This window comes from Leifsonia sp. 10L418, assembly GCF_056395445.1.
On record NZ_JBFTJN010000002.1, the window covers coordinates 349,526 to 367,258 of the forward strand.

The 17,733-nt window shown below is 65.2% G+C and carries 15 protein-coding genes and 1 tRNA gene; 7 read left to right on the forward strand and 9 right to left on the reverse strand.

Features of this window, described 5'->3' with window-relative positions:
• Window positions 1-13 precede the first annotated feature (13 nt).
• The 3 genes from AC1DCF_RS05125 to AC1DCF_RS05135 are packed head-to-tail and all read right to left on the reverse strand — an operon-like array spanning window position 14 to window position 2,599.
• A complete protein-coding gene (locus AC1DCF_RS05125; protein WP_477210086.1) occupies window positions 14-1,243 on the reverse strand; it encodes a PP2C family protein-serine/threonine phosphatase in 1,230 nt (409 codons plus the stop codon).
• A 4-nt stretch (window positions 1,244-1,247) separates the two neighbouring features.
• Window positions 1,248-1,847 (reverse strand): FHA domain-containing protein FhaB/FipA, encoded by a 600-nt coding sequence (locus AC1DCF_RS05130; protein ID WP_477210087.1) that lies wholly within the window; start codon window positions 1,845-1,847, stop codon window positions 1,248-1,250.
• A 2-nt stretch (window positions 1,848-1,849) separates the two neighbouring features.
• Complete coding sequence (locus AC1DCF_RS05135) at window positions 1,850-2,599, reverse strand: FhaA domain-containing protein (RefSeq protein ID WP_477210088.1); 750 nt, start codon at window positions 2,597-2,599, stop codon at window positions 1,850-1,852.
• A gap of 340 nt (window positions 2,600-2,939) precedes the next feature.
• Between AC1DCF_RS05135 and AC1DCF_RS05140 the strand changes: the two genes are divergently transcribed.
• Window positions 2,940-3,023 (forward strand) — tRNA-Leu (locus tag AC1DCF_RS05140).
• Window positions 3,024-3,095: 72 nt separating this feature from the next.
• Here the strand turns inward: AC1DCF_RS05140 and AC1DCF_RS05145 are convergent.
• From AC1DCF_RS05145 to AC1DCF_RS05165, 5 genes are all read right to left on the reverse strand, one after another.
• Complete coding sequence (locus tag AC1DCF_RS05145; RefSeq protein WP_477210089.1) at window positions 3,096-3,797, reverse strand: DUF4389 domain-containing protein; 702 nt, start codon at window positions 3,795-3,797, stop codon at window positions 3,096-3,098.
• Window positions 3,794-4,378 (reverse strand): hypothetical protein, encoded by a 585-nt coding sequence (locus tag AC1DCF_RS05150; RefSeq protein WP_477210090.1) that lies wholly within the window; start codon window positions 4,376-4,378, stop codon window positions 3,794-3,796. Before AC1DCF_RS05150 ends, AC1DCF_RS05145 begins: the two co-directional genes overlap by 4 nt.
• Before the next feature lie 71 nt (window positions 4,379-4,449).
• Window positions 4,450-4,572, reverse strand: coding sequence for a hypothetical protein (locus AC1DCF_RS05155; protein ID WP_477210091.1), 123 nt, complete (start codon window positions 4,570-4,572; stop codon window positions 4,450-4,452).
• Window positions 4,573-4,675: 103 nt separating this feature from the next.
• Window positions 4,676-5,002, reverse strand: a complete 327-nt coding sequence (locus AC1DCF_RS05160) for a metal-sensitive transcriptional regulator (protein ID WP_477210092.1) — start codon at window positions 5,000-5,002, stop codon at window positions 4,676-4,678.
• Window positions 4,989-6,698 (reverse strand): FAD-dependent oxidoreductase, encoded by a 1,710-nt coding sequence (locus AC1DCF_RS05165; protein ID WP_477210093.1) that lies wholly within the window; start codon window positions 6,696-6,698, stop codon window positions 4,989-4,991. The genes AC1DCF_RS05160 and AC1DCF_RS05165 overlap by 14 nt, the downstream gene beginning before the upstream one ends.
• Before the next feature lie 338 nt (window positions 6,699-7,036).
• On the opposite strand from AC1DCF_RS05165, the gene AC1DCF_RS05170 reads away from it, so the two are divergent.
• The 4 genes from AC1DCF_RS05170 to AC1DCF_RS05185 all read left to right on the forward strand — a co-directional run bounded on the left by AC1DCF_RS05170 (window position 7,037) and on the right by AC1DCF_RS05185 (window position 13,277).
• Window positions 7,037-9,412 carry a penicillin-binding protein gene (locus AC1DCF_RS05170; RefSeq protein ID WP_477210094.1) on the forward strand — a complete coding sequence of 792 codons (2,376 nt, stop codon included), beginning with the start codon at window positions 7,037-7,039 and terminating at the stop codon, window positions 9,410-9,412.
• 115 nt (window positions 9,413-9,527) lie between these two features.
• Complete coding sequence (locus AC1DCF_RS05175) at window positions 9,528-10,577, forward strand: iron ABC transporter substrate-binding protein (RefSeq protein ID WP_477210095.1); 1,050 nt, start codon at window positions 9,528-9,530, stop codon at window positions 10,575-10,577.
• Between the two features lie 79 nt (window positions 10,578-10,656).
• Entirely contained in the window at window positions 10,657-12,207 is a 1,551-nt protein-coding gene (locus AC1DCF_RS05180) for an ABC transporter permease (protein WP_477210096.1), read from the forward strand.
• Complete coding sequence (locus tag AC1DCF_RS05185; protein WP_477210097.1) at window positions 12,204-13,277, forward strand: ABC transporter ATP-binding protein; 1,074 nt, start codon at window positions 12,204-12,206, stop codon at window positions 13,275-13,277. The genes AC1DCF_RS05180 and AC1DCF_RS05185 overlap by 4 nt, the downstream gene beginning before the upstream one ends.
• A gap of 58 nt (window positions 13,278-13,335) precedes the next feature.
• Here the strand turns inward: AC1DCF_RS05185 and AC1DCF_RS05190 are convergent, their stop codons facing one another.
• The gene (locus AC1DCF_RS05190) at window positions 13,336-14,544 is read right to left on the reverse strand and encodes an APC family permease (protein WP_477210542.1); all 1,209 of its coding nucleotides are present in this window, start codon (window positions 14,542-14,544) and stop codon (window positions 13,336-13,338) included.
• A gap of 284 nt (window positions 14,545-14,828) precedes the next feature.
• Here AC1DCF_RS05190 and AC1DCF_RS05195 point away from each other — a divergent pair, with 284 nt between their 5' ends.
• Complete coding sequence (locus tag AC1DCF_RS05195) at window positions 14,829-15,548, forward strand: VIT1/CCC1 transporter family protein (RefSeq protein WP_477210098.1); 720 nt, start codon at window positions 14,829-14,831, stop codon at window positions 15,546-15,548.
• 353 nt (window positions 15,549-15,901) lie between these two features.
• On the forward strand, window positions 15,902-17,419 hold the full coding sequence (locus AC1DCF_RS05200; RefSeq protein ID WP_477210099.1) for an HNH endonuclease signature motif containing protein: 1,518 nt from the start codon (window positions 15,902-15,904) through the stop codon (window positions 17,417-17,419).
• Window positions 17,420-17,733: the final 314 nt, after the last annotated feature.

The following is a 17,733-nucleotide window of genomic DNA, read 5'->3' on the forward strand; positions in this document are numbered from 1 at the left end:
GACGATCGGTTGCTTAGGGGGTGTTGGCATTGTGAAGCCGTTCGACGATGAGTTGCGCGTCCTCCAACGAGGGGGCGCTGATGGTCTGCTCGACCTGCTGCCTGTCGTACATGCGCAGGCTGGATACGGGAAGGTCGGTTTCTTCGTAGACGTGCGAGAGCTTGATCGGGCCGAGGTCTTGCTGCACGCCCTGGAAGATCGCGACGTTGCTGCCCTCCACACCGATGAAGAACCGGGTTTGCGTCCACTGGTAGCCGAGCACCGCTGCTCCGCTAATCGCCAGTACGAGCAGGATGACGCCGGTCAGCCAGGTGTAGCGGCGTCGGCGGGCACGGCGGGCATCTTCTTCGATGAGCTCGGAGAGGTAGTCCTGGGAGTCAGGCTCGAAGTGAGACTCGCGCACCGGGTGCAGGCGTAGGCCGGGCAGACGGAGCGGGCGGTTACGGGTGGGCTCTTCGCCGAAGGCGAGTGGGGCGGCGGCCGAACCGACGACGACGGGCTCTGCGGCGCGCAGCGTGCCCTCACCGATGTCGACAACGACAATTGTGACGTTGTCGGGAGCGCCGGCATCCAAGCTCTCTTTGACCAGGCGGGTCGCAACCGACAGGGGGCTCGCACCGCTGAGCAGGGCGTTGGCGATGGCGGCGGGGGAGACCACGCCGCTCAAGCCGTCGGAACAGATCAACCAACGGTCGCCGGGCAAGGTCGTGAGAATTGACGTGTCGATTTCCGGCGACGACTCGACGTCGCCGAGCACGCGCATGAGCACCGATCGGCGCGGGTGCACCATCGCTTCTTGTTCGGTGATGCGGCCGCTGTCGACGAGTCGCTGTACGAAGGTGTGGTCGATGGTGATCTGGCTGAGTTCACCGTCACGCAGCAGGTAGATGCGTGAGTCTCCGATATGCGCGATGGCGACCTGGTCGTCCAACACGACCATGGCGCTGACGGTGGTGCCCATGCCGGTGAGTTCGGCATGCTCGAAGACGGTCTCGGCCAGTTGTGAATTGGCGGCGATGAGCGCGGCCTGCAGCGCGAACTCGGCATCCTGAGCCGTCGCGTAGTCGATGTCGGCCTGCATGACACGCTTCGTGGCGATCGCCGAGGCGACATCACCGCCAGCGTGACCCCCCATGCCGTCGGCCACTACAAAGAGGGACCGGCCAGCGTAACCCGAGTCCTGGTTGTTGGATCGAACCTTGCCAACATGGGAGACGGCGGCGCTGTGACTCACTGTCGCCATGCACTTACCGCCGAAGCTCGAACGTTGTCGCGCCGATCTTGACGGGAGCGTTCAGTGGAACGGGCGTCGGAACGACGACCCGGGCGCCGGAGAGGAAGGTGCCGTTGGTGGAATCGAGATCTTGGATCATCCATTCCCCGTTCCACAGCATCAGGCGCGCATGGTGGGTCGAGGTGTAGTCGTCGCGAATCACCAGGCTGGAATCGGTGGAGCGACCAATCGTGATCGACTCAGCGGTGAGCGGAAACTCGGTGCCGACCTTCGGGCCGGAGGTGATGACCAGGCGGCTCGCGTTCTGGGTCGTGGCCTTGACCGAATGGCCTGACGACGACGGGGTCGGTGCGTACACCGGTTCGGTGAGCGCGGCGCCGGAGGGCGTCGGGGCCAGCAGCGGCGGCAGTGGGGCGGATGCCGCGACCGGGGCGGGCGAAAAGAGCGGTTCGACGGGCTGTGCGGCGGCCGGGGCCGCAACAGCATCCGGAGTCATCTTGCGCACTCGGCGCCCGAAGAGGTCGCTGCGCAGGGCATAGACGATGCCGAAGATGAACAGCCACAGCACCAGCAAGAAACCCAGTTGCAAGACAAGAAGCGTTAGTTCGCTCACGCTCATGTGGCGGGCCCCCAGAATCCGCCCATGTCGTGGCGTTCGGTGGGGTCTTCGACCCGGCGGTCAGCAAACTGGTCAACGGAGGAGGCCTGCGCGAGAACGCGGAAGACGATGCTGGTGCGGCCGATCGTGACGATCGACTCCGGTTCGAGAATTGCCTGCTTGACCGGGGATCCATTCAGCTGTGAGCCGTTGGTGGAACCGAGGTCGCGCACCTGGGCGCGGCTGCCGTCCCAGAGGATCTCGACGTGACGACGGGACGTGCCCGAATCGTCGACGGTGATGTCGGCGTCGCTGCCGCGCCCGATCACGGTGCGTGACTTGACGAGCGGGTAGCGCTTGCCGTTGATGTCGAGCACCGGGGTCCACGAGACGCCGCCCTGCACGGTGCTGGAATCGACCTGCACCATTCCCTCGGTGAGACCGCGGTCTTCGGCCAGAGAGATGGAGAGGCCGCCGGCGAATTGATAGCGCTGGGATGCGGCGTGCTGCTGCACCAACTGCATGAGTTCGTCGACCAATGCCGGGCCGAGCCCAGTCATCCGTTGAAAGTCGGCCGGCGCCATGCGCACGGTGAAGCGGTTGGGTGCGAGGATGCGGTCGCGTGAAACGACCGCAGCTTTGGTGTCGAGCTCGCGTCGCAGCGCTGAGGTGATCTCCACCGGCTGCAAGCCCGACTTAAAGGTCTTGGCGAAAGCGCCGTTGACGGCGCGTTCCAAGCCTTTTTCAAAGTTATCCAGTATGCCCACAGGTCTCCCGATCCGGTCCGTTTGGCTATGAGCATGTTACTTGTCTCGGGTGTTAACTCGCCGGTAGGGCGGCGAGCACACGAAATGTCATCCTACGGGGGTATGGCATCGCGGCGCTGACCGAGGGGTATGTGGGCGCTGAGAGTGGGCCTCTCGCGCCGCGCGGGTCGGATGCCGCGACGCGGGTTGAGTTCAACCCGCGCGCTGGCGTTCGACCCGCGCCGCGGCATCCGGGGGAGCGTGAACGACCCGCGAATTCGTGCCCGGCGCACCCGCGACACTCCAGGGCGATCGCTCGAATGGCGAAGGGGTAGCCGAAAGTGTTAGCATTTCCAAGTTCGCGCGAGTGGCGGAATTGGCAGACGCGCTGGCTTCAGGTGCCAGTGTTCGAAAGGACGTGGGGGTTCAAGTCCCCCCTCGCGCACGCGAATGAAAAATGAGCTGGAGCCAACCAGACTCACACGAAAGGCCCCCGAGAAATCGGGGGCCTTTTGCGTTAACTCGCGCCGGGTTGATCCGCGGTGCCCGCGACCGCCGGTGGCGGCCCGGCTGTTGGCACCAACTCCGGCTCCGTGGGCCCCTGGTCCAGCCGGAAGGGCGGATACTGATCGGTCATCAGCGAGGTATAGACGATGACCCGATAAACCCAGCGGTTGATTCCAATCACCAGATCGAACAGTGGCCGGGGGTAGAACCCAGTGAAGAGCAGGATGACCGCGGCAACAAACACAAGCAACCCCAGCAACGAGAAGCCGACAGTTTTGCCCACAGATGAGTCCCACTCGGAGGCCTGGAACCACAACCAGGTGCCGCCCGTGAAGATCGAGAGGACCAGCAGCTGCGGGATCACCAGCAGCCACCACTTGACGAGCACCAATCCGTGCGACAGCCGCTCGGGATACGCCACGTCGAAGTCGGCCGGATAGTCGGTGCTGGCCAGGCTGAACGGCGGGTACCGATCGGTTCCGAGTGCCGAGTAGGTGTAGAACGCCACCCGCCAACTCCACCGCAGAACACCGACGTTGAAGTTGAACAAAGCCGACGGGTATCGACCGGTAAAGAGGATGGCGAACCCGGCGATGACCGTACAGACGAAGAACGCGAACCAGAGGAAGAACAGCACGATGAAGTGCGGGATGGCCAGAAGCCATTTGAACAGCCAGATCCAGCGCGAAGGATCGTCGAGGCGAGCGGTCAACCGGGCGGGATAGACCGCCCTTCCGGGCACCGGTTCGGGCCGCTGACCGTTCGAACCCGCCGCGATCGCCCCGCCACGACCAATGCCACGCCGAGGAGGAACACCACCAGCCCGCCCACCAGTAGGGCGATCGCAATGAATCCAAAGAGATCGGAGTGGAATCCGACCCGCATGTCGACAGACACATTCGGTGTCGCGTCGGCGTTCATCACGACAAGCGTCCAATTTCCGCTCCGCAGCTCGGTCACAATCTGCTGGGTTCCCGCGCCTTCTGCAGACGCCACCCAGAAGTCCTGGTCGCCAGGAAGCGCCGGGGTGAAGGTGCCGGGTATGTCGCGGTAGTGAACGCGGGAGGGCGAGAGCGAGACACTCGTCACGAGCGTGCGATGAACATTTGCGAAGTAGCGGTTGACATCGTCCACGTTGGCGATGCCGACGAAAATCTCGTGCGTCGGGTCGGCGGCGGTCGCCGCGATCCTGATGCTGCCGAGGTCGAAGGGCAGGCGGTCGGCCGTGGCATGGTCGCCCGCGATGTCGACAGGCAGCGAGGTGAGCGCGTAGGAATCTGCCGAGAATGTCACTGAGGGCGAATTGAGGTATCCACTGTTTCTCTGCTGTAACCCAACGGAGCCGAAGAGACCCGCTCCGATCATCACCCCAGCCCGAGCAATGCGATGAGACTGCCGACAATCAGCAGCACCACCGCCCCTGTGCGTGCACGGCGCACCGGCTCGGGGCTCGGCTGGCTAGCGGGGGTGGGTGGCGATTCAGTCATGGGGGCACCTGCGACTCTCGTTGCCTTCATCATGACCGAACGGCCGAGAGTCGACCAGGGTCAGTGGTGCACCCACGACGTGGACATTCGCGAGGCGAGGATCCTAGGCGAGCGCGAGAAAGAGCTTCTCCAGTTCGTCGACGGTCAGCGCGGTGCTGGTGTCGGCAGCGTTGGCGCCCGGGTCGTCGGGTGCCAGGCAGTGCCGCATCGCCGAGGAGACGATCGTGAAACCAGCCCGGTCCAGTGCCTTCGAGACGGCGGCCAGCTGCAGCACCACATCGCGGCACTCTGAGCCGGACTCGACGGCGGCAATGACCCCGGCCAACTGGCCCTGAGCTCGCTTGAGCCGGTTCAACACCTTGCGCTGCTGCTCGGCATCCATGTCGCCGGCACGTGATCGCGACTCGGCTGTGGTCTCACTGGGCTGCATAGTCAGGTTCCTTCTCGTCGGTCACGGCCACGATCGGGGCGGCCGCCGTGTTGTCTGCGGGTTGGGTCGAGAAGGCTCCCGCCTCCCAGGTCTTGAATCCGCCGTCGAGGTTCTGCACGTCTTTGCCGAGCTGCGTGAGTAGCCGGGCCGCGGTGTGCCCACGCTGCCCGACCTGGCAGTGCACGATGAGCGGCGCATCCGGCAGCTCTCCCACCCGGTCGCGGATCTCGTCCAACGGCAGGTTGATCGCGCCAGGGATGCCGCCACGATCGAACTCGCCGGCCGAGCGCACATCGACGAGGATCGCTCCTGCAGACCGAGCCTCGGCAAGCTCATGCCACTGGATGTTGCGGGTCGCGCCGGTCGCCAGGTTGTCGGCCACGTAGCCGGCCAGGTTCACCGCATCTTTCGCCGAGCCGTACTGAGGCGCATAGGCGAGTTCGAGCCGAGAGAGGGCAGACGCCGTCAGTCCGCCGGCCATGGCCGTGGCGATCACGTCGATGCGCTTGTCGACGCCGCCGAGTCCGACGATCTGCGCGCCGAGAATCAGGTCGGTTTCGGCGTCGATCAGCAGCTTCACCGCCATCTGCTCGGCGCCGGGGTAGTAGCCGGCGTGAGAGAGCGGATGCGTGTGCACGACGCGGTGAGGTCGGCCGGCATCCAGCAGGCGCCGTTCACTCCACCCGGTCAGGGCGACTGTGAGGTCGAAGACCCCGACGATGGCCGTGCCGAAGGCCGGTGTGCTCGGCAGCTCTGAAACGCCGCAGATCGCATCCGCAGCGCTTCGCCCGTGACGATTCGCCAGGCCGGCCAGGGTGACGAGGGTGGCTGCGCCGCCGATGGCGTCGACTTTCTCCGCCGCGTCGCCGACCGCATAGATAGAGGGATCGTTGGTGCGCTGAAAGGCATCGACGGCGATCCCGCCGGTCGTACCGATGGTGAGACCCGCAGCCGCGGCAAGTCGCGTGTCAGGGCACACCCCGCTCGCGTCGACCACCAGGGTTGCCGCGATCTCGCTGCCGTCGTCGAGACGCACCCCGTGGGGAGTCAGCCCGGTCACCGTGGTTCGGGTGCGCACGTCGACGCCCTGCGTGGTGAGGGTGTCGAGAACCGGAGCTGCCATTTCGGGGTCGAGGGGCGAGAGCGGATGCGCACCCCGGTGCACGAGGGTGACGTTCAGTCCACGCCGCACGAGGTTTTCGACCGCCTCCAGACCGATGAAGCCGCCGCCGATGACCACGACTCGGGCCCCGGGACCGGCGACAGACAGCTTGGCCGTGATGAAGTCAACGTCATCGATTGTGCGGAGGGTGCGCACCGGGATTCCGGTGCCGGAGATGTCGTCGCGCGTCTGCGCGCCGCCGGCCAGGATGAGCGAGTCGTATTCCTCGGTGCGCTCGAGCCCGGTCGTGAGATCGCGAACCACGACACGGCGGTTTTCCCGGTCGATGGAGCGCACGTCGTGATTGGTCTTCACGTCGAGCCGGAAGCGGTCGAACAGGGATTTCGGCGTCTGCAGCAGGAGGCTGTCACGGTTTTCGATCGCACCGCCGACGTAATAGGGCAGCCCGCAATTGGCGAATGAGACATGCTCGCCGCGCTCAAAGACGACGATCTCGGCCGACTCGTCGAGACGCCGCAACCGCGTTGCCGCCGACATGCCTCCGGCGACGCCGCCGACAATGACGACCTTCATAGCGCGCGCCGTCATTTCGAACCGGCGAAGAGACGAGCGAGAAATCCGCCACGGGCGGGGGTCTCATCGGCGTGGCCCGCACAGCGGTCGGATTTCTTCACGCCGCGCATCACCTCGTCAACGTGCTGACCGCAGCCCGCCCAACTCGTCTTCTGGCAGGTCTTGCAGGTCACAGCACGGCACATTGAGGTTCTCCTTCAGGGGTGTTGGGCGAATTCACCATACCCCGGGGGGTATACCGAAGCCTGCAAGGATGCCGTGGACCGGATGCCCCCCCAATCGGGAAGATCAGCCCTACGGAGGGTGTGAATCCGACATGCGTCCCGTAGCCTCGCACGATGGGGAATGGAAAACGAAGCTTCGCGGGTGGGTTCGGAGCGTTTCTGGGTTTGATCGGGATGAGCGCCGTCGCCGGCCTCTTGGTGACCGTTGCGGTCACTCCGGCTCTGACGGTGTCGGGCTTGGCGGCGAGTAGCTCCATCAGTCTTTTCAAGAATCTGCCGAGCTACCTCAACATCGGTGAGCTCGCCGAAGGCTCGAACATCTACGCGACGGCCGCCGATGGATCAACCGTCAAACTGGCCACCTTCTATGAGCAGAATCGCGAAGAAGTGCCTTGGGAGAGCATCTCTCAATTCGCCAAGGATGCAGCGGTGGCCGGCGAGGATCCCCGCTTCTATTCCCATGGCGGTATCGATGTGCAGGGAACAGCCCGGGCAACCGTCAAGCTCCTCCTCAAACAGGCCGGCGGTGGCGGCGGATCGTCACTGACACAGCAGTACGTGAAGAACGTGCTTGTGCAAAACGCCGTGATGAGCGCGAAGACAGAGGAAGAACGCACCGAAGCCATCGAATCCGCCATTCGGCAGGAGCCGGACCGCAAGCTCAAGGAGATGCGCCTGGCCATCGGACTCGAGAAGAAATTCTCGAAGAACGAGATCCTCACCGGCTACCTCAATATCGCCTTCTTCGGTGGGACCGTATACGGCATCGAAGCGGCCAGTAAGTACTATTTCGGCGGGATCAGCGCGAAGGATCTCTCGCTGGAGCAGGCGGCGAGCCTGATCGCCATCGTGAACTATCCAGAGGACTTTCGGCTGGATCGCCCGGACAGTGAAAAAAACGGCGCCGCCGGCGGCTACGCGAGAAACAAAGACCGACGCGACTACATCCTGAAGCAGATGTTGGTCCACAAGAAGATCACGCAGGAGCAGTACGACGCGGCGGTGGCCGTTCCGGTCACCCCGGTGATCACGCCCCCGACATCCGGTTGCAAAACCGCCGGCGGATCTGGCTACTTCTGCGACTACGTCTATTGGACGATCCGCAACGGAGACGCGCTGGGGGCGACGGTCGAAGAGCGCGTCGAGCGGCTCCGCCGCGGCGGACTCGACATCTACACCACCTTGGATCTCGGGCTGCAGGTCGCCTCGGAGGCGGCGGTGAACGAGAACGTCCCGAGCGTGGACCCTCGATTCGATGTGGGGTCGACCGCTGTCACCGTGCAGCCGGCGACCGGTCGCATTCTGGCCATGGCGCAGAACAAGACCTTCAGCAACGACCCAGAGGTTCTCGAGGCCAACGGTCCGGGCTGGACATCCATCAACTACAACACCGACATTGACTACGGCGGATCGAGCGGTTTTCAGCCCGGCTCCACCTACAAGGTCTTCACGCTGGGGGAGTGGGTGAATGCCGGACACTCGTTGCGGGAGACGTTCGATGGCCGCAAGCGCACCTTCACCCGGTTCACTAACAGCTGTGACGGCAACTGGAATGGGTCGTTTCCGCCACGCAATGACGACGGCCGCATCGCCAACAACGCCGTCGACGCGACGAAGTGGTCGGTGAACTCCAGCTTCGTGGCGATGGCCCAGCAGCTCGACCTGTGCAAGATCAAGCAGCTCGCTGAATCGTTCGGTGTGCACCGAGCGAACGGCGACCCGCTTCAGATGTTTCCCTCCGATGTGTTGGGCACCCAGGAGCTCGCGCCGCTGACGATGGCCAGCGCCTTCGGCGGTATCGCGAACAATGGGATCACCTGCTCGCCGATCGCCATCGACCGCATCGTCGATCGGAACGGTGCAGAAATCGCTCCACCCAAGTCCGATTGCAAGCAGTCGGTTCCCGCCAACGTGGCGGCCGCGATGGCCTACGCCATGAAGCAGACGTTCAGTGGCGGCGGCACCGCCGTCGCATCGAACACCGGAACCGGCGTGCCGCACATTGGCAAGACCGGAACGACGGATGGCGCGAAGGACACCTGGATGATCGGCGCCAGCACGAAGGCGGCGACGGCAGTATGGGTGGGCAACGTCGTCGGTGAGGCCAACCTGCGGGACCTGAGATTCGAGAGCGGTGAAGCCGCGACCGCGCGGCACCGGATTTGGCCGCGGATCATGACCGTGGCCGATAACGCCTGGGGCGGTGACGCTTTTCAAGAACCCGACTCGTCGGCATTCCGCGTCATTCAAGCCGATGTTCCGGATGTGCGAGGCAAATCACCGACCGAAGCGCGCAGCATCCTGGAAAAGGCCAGCTTCACTGTTGTCGACGGGGCTCCGCAGAACTCCGACGTTCAGGCAGGTCTGATCGCGGGCTCCAACCCGTCGGGATCGGCGCCGCACGGGGCTTCAATCGAGATCTTTGTGAGCCTCGGACCAGTACCTGTCGCGCCGCCGGCTCCTCCGGTTCCTCCGGCCACCACGCCGTAGAAGCCCGGTGCGTCCGGGGGCGCGGTCGATCTTTCTGAGAGTTTTCTCTGGTGCGGCGACCGGTGGTGAGTGAGTAAGGTTAGGCTTGCCTTCACGCACCTCATCAAGGGATCCAATGAAACGCCTTCGCCCCACGCTTGTCACGCTCGCTGTCGCATCACTCGCTCTGACGGGTTGCTCCGCACCCTCGCCGGCGCCGTCCACCGCGGCATCCGGTGCACCGGAATCACTTGCCGGTAGCTCGATCACCGTCTACAACGCTCAGCACGAAGAGCTCACCCAGGCCTGGGCGGATGCCTTCACCAAGGAGAGCGGCGTCAAGGTCGTTCTCCGCAACGGCTCAGATTCCGAGCTCGGCAACCAGATCATCCAGGAAGGCGCCGCATCGCCCGCCGACGTGTTCTTGACCGAGAACTCCCCGGCCATGTCGCTCGTCGACAACGCCAAGCTGTTCGCCCCGGTTGACGAAGACACGCTCGCTCAGGTGCCGGACGCTTACAAGCCCTCGACCGGAACCTGGACCGGGATCGCCGCGCGTTCCACCGTCTTGGTCTACAACCCGAGCCTGCTGCCGGAAACTGAGCTGCCGACCTCGCTGCTCGACCTGCAGGAGCCGGAGTGGAAGGGCAAGTGGGCCGCCTCGCCGAGTGGCGCCGACTTCCAGGCCATCGTCTCCGCGCTTCTTGAGGAGAAGGGCACCGCCGCCACCGAGACGTGGCTCGCCGGGATGAAGGAGAACTTCTCCGAGTACAAGGGCAACAGCACAGTGATGAAGGCGGTCAATGCCGGTGAAGTGCCGGCCGGCGTCATCTACCACTACTACTGGTTCGGTGATCAGGCGGGAACCGGCGAAAACAGCAACAACACGAAGCTTCACTACTTCAAGAACGAGGACCCGGGTGCATTCGTCAGCGTCTCGGGCGGTGGCGTGCTKAAGACGAGCAAGAACGAAGCCGCAGCGCAGGCCTTCCTGAAATTCATCACCGGCAAGGCCGGCCAGGGCATCCTGCAGACCGGCACCAGCTTCGAGTACCCCGTCGGCAGCGGCGTCGCAGCCAACCCGGCTCTGCCGGCTCTCGATACCCTCGAAGCACCGGTGATCGACCCGTCGACCCTGAACAGCACCGAGGTCACCACCCTGATGACGGCGGCCGGTCTCATCTAAATAGGTTTCACCTCACCGAACCACTTCTCGATGGACCCCACGCAATGATCGCTCTCTCGGCCCAGAACCGGTCGCTTCGGTGACCGTTCCGGGCACGCGGAGGGGCAGGGCCACCGGCCCACGCCCCTCCGCACTTCTCGTCGTCGTCACCGTCGCAATTGCGGTGATCACACTGGTTCCGGTCGGTTTTGTCATCGTCACGATGCTGAACACCGGGTGGGATGTACTCGGCCCGTTGATCTTCCGGCCGAAGGTCGGCGAGCTGCTCGTCAACACTGTTCTGCTTGTCGTGATCGGTGTTCCGCTGTGTGTCGCCCTCGGCGTCGGCGAGGCGTGGCTGGTGGAACGCACCAGTCTGCCGGGCCGTCGCGTCTGGGCGATCCTGTTTGCCGCGCCCCTGGCCATTCCGGCCTTCGTCAGCAGCTATGCCTGGGTGAGTCTCATTCCTTCGATCGGCGGGCTCAGCGGGGGTCTGCTGATCGCTGTCTTGTCGTACTCGCCGTTGGTCTTTCTGCCGGCCGTTGCGACGCTGCGCCGGCTCGACCCGGCGCTGGAAGACTCGGCCCAGTCGCTCGGGATGACCGCACCGAGAGTGTTCACTCGAGTCGTGCTGCCGCAGCTGCGCCTGGCGATCTGGGGCGGCGGACTCGTCGTCGCCCTGCACCTGCTCGCCGAGTACGGGGCGTTCGCTCTGATCCGTTTCGACACCTTCACAACGGCCATCATCGTGCAGTACCAGTCGACTTTCGCCGGCCCGGCGGCCAGCGCCCTCGGCATCGTGCTCACTCTGCTCTGCCTGCTCGTGCTCACCGTCGAATCCACCACCCGGGGACGGGCCCGCTACGCGCGTATCGGTTCCGGCGCCTCGAGCCCGGCCGAACGTCAGCGTCTCGGTCGCGCGTCGATTCCGGCGTTCGCGGCGGCTTCCGTCGTCACTCTTCTCGCAGTCGGTGTTCCACTCGGCAGCATCGCGCGCTGGCTGAGCGTCGGCGACCCCTGGGCACAGCCCGAGATTCTGCAAGCGATCACGCAGACCGTGCTGCTCGCTATCGGCGGTGCGCTGCTGACCATCGTCGTGGCGATGCCGCTGGCCTGGCTGAGCATCAGACATCCGAGCCGCATCAGCAAGGTCGTTGAGGGCTCGACCTATCTGGCGAGCAGTCTGCCGGGCATCATCATTGCCCTGGCCCTCGTGACCGTCACGATCCGGCTGGTGCCGGCGCTTTACCAGACGGCGTTCACCGTGCTCGTGGCCTATCTGATCATGTTTCTGCCCCGTGCCCTGGTGTCGCTTCGCGCCGGACTCGGACAGGCGCCGATCCTGCTCGAAGAGGCAGCGCAGTCGCTCGGCAACTCGCCACTGCGTGCCCGCGCTCGAGTCACTCTGCCGCTTCTTGTGCCGTCGATCCTGGGCGGAGCGGCACTCGTCGCTCTCGGTGTGGCCAACGAACTCACCGCCACCCTGCTGCTTGCGCCGAACGGCACCCGCACGCTGGCTATGCAATTCTGGTCGGCAAGCTCTTCGGTCAACTACTCCGACGCTGCCCCGTATGCTCTACTGCTCGTGATCATCTCGATCCCGACCGTCGCTCTCATGTCACTCCAGTCACGGAATCGAACCACTCAATGACCACACTCCGCGTGCAGGATGTCTCGATCGCGCTTGGGGGAAGCCCGGTTCTCTCCGGCGTCTCCCTGACCATTCCGACGGGGACTCGAACCGCGCTGGTCGGCGCCTCTGGAAGCGGCAAGACGACTCTGCTGCGACTCATCGCCGGGTTCGCCCGCCCGGACAGCGGAACCATCGCGCTCGACGACACCGTGGTGTCTGGACCCCACACTTTTCTGCCGGCACACCGCCGCGGGGTCGGCTACGTGGCACAGGATGGCGCGCTGTTTCCACATCTCACCGTGGAACAGAACATCCGCTTCGGTCTGCCGCGCCGGGAACGTGGTTCGCGTGGTCCGCGGGCGGCGGAGTCGATGGCCCGGATCAGAGAGGTCGCCGAACTCGTGGCGTTGCCCGCGGATCTGCTGCGCCGCTATCCGCATGAGATCTCGGGTGGGCAGCAGCAGCGGGTTTCTGTCGCGCGAGCGCTGGCCCCTGCGCCCAAGATGATCGTGCTCGACGAGCCGTTCAGTGCGCTGGACACGGGGCTGCGTGAGCAATCGCGGGTGGCAGTGATTGCGGCGCTCGAGGCCAGCGACGCGACGGCGGTGTTGGTCACTCACGATCAGGACGAAGCGTTGATGTTCGGCCAGCAGATCGGCATTCTTGCCGGCGGGCGGCTGGAGCAGCATGGTTCTCCACTGTCGGTGTTCGACAACCCGAGCTCGGCCGAGGTCGCCAGTTTTCTGGGGGACGCCGTGTTCGTGACGGGTCATCTGCAGGGAAACTCGGCCGAGACGGCCTTCGGTCAGGTCGCGTTGCGCCATCAGAATACGGCCCAGGGTGTCGGCCCCGGCAGCTCGATCAGAGTGTTGCTGCGGGCGGAACAACTGACGATCGGACAGGACGCGGCGGCTCCGGCGAACGGACAGATCAGTGCTCTCTCGCCGCGCGGAACCCGTCTGCAGGTTGAAATAGAGGCGATCGGGTCGGCCGAGCGGGTCGTCGTCACGGTTGCCGCTGCTGAATCGGGCTACCGGGTGGGCGATGCGGTGACCGTGCTGATCCAGGGCAGTGGGGTGTCGTACTAGCTTCGGCTTCGTTCTGCTGCCCTCTGAGGCGTTCTGCTGCAGAGGAATGAAGGGGTGACTAGCCTTCTGGACCGCCAGAGTTTTCTGGACGAAGCCGGAGCCGCAGCATCCGATAAATCACGCCGACCAGGAGCACAGCCAGTCCGACGGCAGAGCTCGCCAGTGGCAGTGTGATCACGAGAATTCCGCAGGCGACCGCGCCGAGCACCTGCAGCGCCCGGGGGTAGCGGCGTTGCTCTGTGGGCTGGCTGAAGGCAGCGAGGTTCGCGACGAAATAGTAGAGCAGCACGCCGAACGAGGAGAACCCGATCGCGCCGCGTAAGTCGACGGTCAACACGAGAATCACGACGACGCCGGCGAGCACGACCTCTGCCCGGTACGGAACTGCGAACCGCGGATGCACCGCCGCCAGCCAGCGGGGCACGTCGCCCTCTCTGGCCATGGCAAGGGTCGTTCGCCCGATGCCCGCGATCAGTGCGAGCAGGGCTCCGAGCGACGCGGCCGCCGCGCCGAATCGCACGAGGGGCGCGGCCCAGTCCCAGCCGGCCGCTGCGACGGTGTCGAACAGCGGGGTCGCGGAACCGGCGACGCCCGAGGCGCCGAGCGTGCCGAGGATGACCACGGCGATGACGCCGTAGACAACGACCGCCAGCGTCAACGCGAGCAGAATCGCGCGCGGGATGGTGCGTGCCGGGTCCCTGACCTCCTCGCCCATTGTCGCGATGCGGGCGTATCCGGCGAAGGCGAAGAACAGCAGCCCCGCCGATTGCAGGATGCCGTACCAGCCGTGCGCGAGCCATGAGGACGGCTCCAGCGAACCGGTCTCCGGCAGTCCGGTGCTGGATCCCGCCGCGACGACGACGGCCAGACTCAGAAGAACGATCGCCACGATCACCCGGGTCAGTAATGCGGTGCGCGTGACTCCGCGGTAGTTGACTGCGGCCAGGCCCACGACGGCTGCGACTGCGACCGGGCGTTCCCAGCCGGCGGGCGCCGCGTACGCCGCGAAGGTGAGGGCCATCGCCGCGCAACTCGCTGTCTTGCCGATCACGAAACTCCAGCCGGCCAGAAATCCCCACCACGGGCCGAGGCGCTCGCGCCCGTAGAGATAGGTGCCGCCGGACGAGGGATAGACGGCGGCCAGCTGAGCGGATGCGGTGGCGTTGCAGAACGCGACGAGCGCCGCGACGACGAGACCCACCAGCATCCCGGAGCCTGCGGCCTGTGCGGCGGGGGTGAAGGCAGCGAATACCCCGGCACCGATCATCGAGCCGAGCCCAATGAATGTGGCGTCGGCGACCCCCAGGCGTCGGGCCAGACGGGGATGTTCAGCCGTCACTGTTGAACTCCGCGCAGTGGATGGTGTGGCCTCGCGTGCATGGTTCTATCGTTGCCGATCCGACGTAACTCGCTGACGCACCACGCAGTCCGATCTGAAAGCGGAGGTCGGTGGAATCGGCCTATCCTTCGTGGTTGAGTATCGCTATGGCTTCCGAAATGAGACACGATTCCAACTCTGAGCCGATTTCCAACGCAGCGAATAGTGACGCAGTGAATCACGAGGCGTCGCATCCGGACGAGCCGCATCGGCAGGGGCTGGCTCAACGGCTGAACTGGCTGCGGGCCGGCGTGCTTGGCGCCAATGACGGCATCGTCTCGGTAGCGGCGGTTGTCGTCGGTGTGGCAGGGGCAACGCCGGCCTCCGGTGCGATTCTCACTGCGGGTGCAGCCGCGCTGGTCGGTGGCGCGATCTCGATGGCACTCGGGGAATATGTCTCGGTGAGCAGTCAGAGCGACAGCGAGAAGGCGCTCATCGCCAAGGAACGGCGCGAGCTCGAAGAGATGCCGGAGCAGGAGCTGAAGGAACTCGCCGGGATCTACCAAGCGAAAGGGCTTTCGCCGGAGACTGCTCAGCAAGTGGCCGTGGAACTCACCGCTCACGATGCGCTGGCGGCTCACCTGTCGGCTGAGTTGCACCTGGACGCCACCGATGTCGTGAGTCCGTGGCATGCGGCGTTCGCGTCGGCGCTCTCGTTCACCATCGGCGGAATCTTGCCACTTCTGGCGATTCTGCTCACCCCTGAGGCCTGGCGGATAACCTTCACCTTCGTCGTTGTCTTGCTCGCCCTCGCCTTGACCGGCGCCGTGGCCGCGCAGATTGGCGGAAGTTCGCGCATCCGGGCCGTGGTGCGTGTCGTGCTCGGTGGAGCGATCGCCCTGGTGGCGACCTTCCTCGTCGGCATGTTGCTGGGAACGACGGGCGTCGTTTAGGCGTCGAGGCGGCTGCGCCCGGTCGAGGTGACTGCAGACCTCTGGGTTGCTGACCCCGGTGGCCGCGTCTCGAGAACCCGCGGTTGCCTCTGAACGCGACCCTCGGTGATCGAGCCTGTCGAGATCCCGCGAGCCGGCCTCTGAACGCGACCCTCGGCCCCTCGGTGATCGAGCTTGTCGAGATCCAGCGAGCCAGCCTCTGAACGCGACCCTCGGTGATCGAGCCTGTCGAGATCTCGCGAGCCGGCCCCTGAACTCACGGCGCGCTCCTCCATAGAACGTATGTTAGAAAAGTTATCCACCGATTCTGAGAAATGCTCGTATTCCAGTTCTCAATTTGAGAGAATTGAAGCATGGAATCAGAGCCTGTTTCCCTCATCATCACCCCGACCACCGACACTCCGGTGGCCGCGGTCATGGCGCAGGTTCAGGCGATTCTGGTCGACGTGATGGCCGAACTTCAGACCCATTTACTCTCCGACGATGACGTTCTTGGCAGTTTGGGTGCAATGGAGGGCATCGGCCGCCTGGTTGATGCCGGCCGGGTCGCCCTGGCCGCGGATGTCGACGCGCGCTCCGACACGAGAACTCAGAACGAGTCTCTGGCGCGCACGCGGGGCTGTGCGACCGGCACCGACCTGATCACGATGGTCACCCGGGTGTCCGCCCGGGAGGCGAAACGCCGGGTCAGGCTCGGCGCGAAGACCCGGATCACCCAGGTGGTCGGCGCGACCCTGCCACCCCGCTACCCGGCCGTCGCCGACGCCCTGACCGCCGGGACGATCGGCATCGATGCCGCCGAACAGATCGTCACCGGGCTGACCGACCTACCCAGCTTTCTCGCCCCGGACGCCGTCGATGCCGCCGAACGCGGTTTGGTCGCCTCGGCGACCGGCACGGTCACGGCCGAGAACGCGGGCCTGCCGAATGCGGGGTTCGCGTTCCCGGCCGACCTGATCCGCGGGCAAGTGCTGCAGTGGAAGGCACTCCTCGACCCGGACGGCACCGCCCCGGCCGACGGGACCGCAATGGAGGTGCATAGCACCGTCGGCTTCGGGGCTTTCCGTGACGGGCTCTACCCCTTGCGCGGTGGGGTCACCCCGGAGCTCCGCGGGGTGATGAACGGGATCTTCGACACCTACTTGAGCGCTCATTCGCAGCCGGTTCCGGCGGAGCCGGGCCGGTTCCCGACCGCCGACGAACAAGCCCAGGCACAGGCCGAGGAGCAGGCCCGGATCGACGCCGGCGAGGTCATTCCCGGCGCCGACCAGCTGGAGGCGCTTGATACCCGCACGGGCGGCGAGAAACGCGCCGACATCCTCCGCGGCGTCTTCGACGCCGCCGCCCGCGACAAGAACACCCCGACGATGGGCGGGGCGGCGCCGACCGTGATGGTGCACGTGAACGCGAAAGACCTCCTCGACGGCACCGGGGTCGGTTGGGCCGACGGCGTCGAGGCGCCCCTGTCGATCAGCACCGTGCAACGCCTCGTCTGCGCCGGCGGGATGCAGAAGATCGTCTTCGCCGCCAACGGCGAAGTCCTCCAGCTCGACATGACCACGCGGTTCTTCACCCGGGTGCAACGCCGGGCGATCCTCGCCCGCGACGGCGGCTGCGTCATCCCCGGCTGCCTCTCCCCACCCAACTGGGCGGAAATGCACCACGTCCTTCCCTGGTATCGCGGCGGCCCAACCAACATCAACAACGGCGTCGCCCTGTGCTGGTACCACCATCACACGATCGACACCTCCGGCTGGCTCATCCAACTCGTCGACGGCGCCGTGCACGTCAAGGCACCACCCTGGATGGGACTCGGCGGAGACTGGCTCCCCGCCAACCAACACCGCGCCCACACCGCCCTCGGCCGGTAGCGGTCCCGAGACTGGCCCACCGGGTCTCGACAGGCTCGACCACCGCGATGACCGCGTTCCCGAGAGCGGCTCACGAGGCCTCGAGACACGGCCGACTCCGTCGGCTGCTCCTCGACCACCGAGACCGAGGCGGCGCCAAAAGTTATCCACACTGTGCAAACTGCTGTTAATAACTACACTTCTGTAATTCGAACTACAAGAAATTTACGATCCCCGAGATGGGAACTGGAGTTCCCTAGCTATAGCCAGCCTGATCTCTTGAGAGGATGCTGGCCGTCAGCTGGGAAGCATCGAATCTTGCCGCTTTCTGAGTG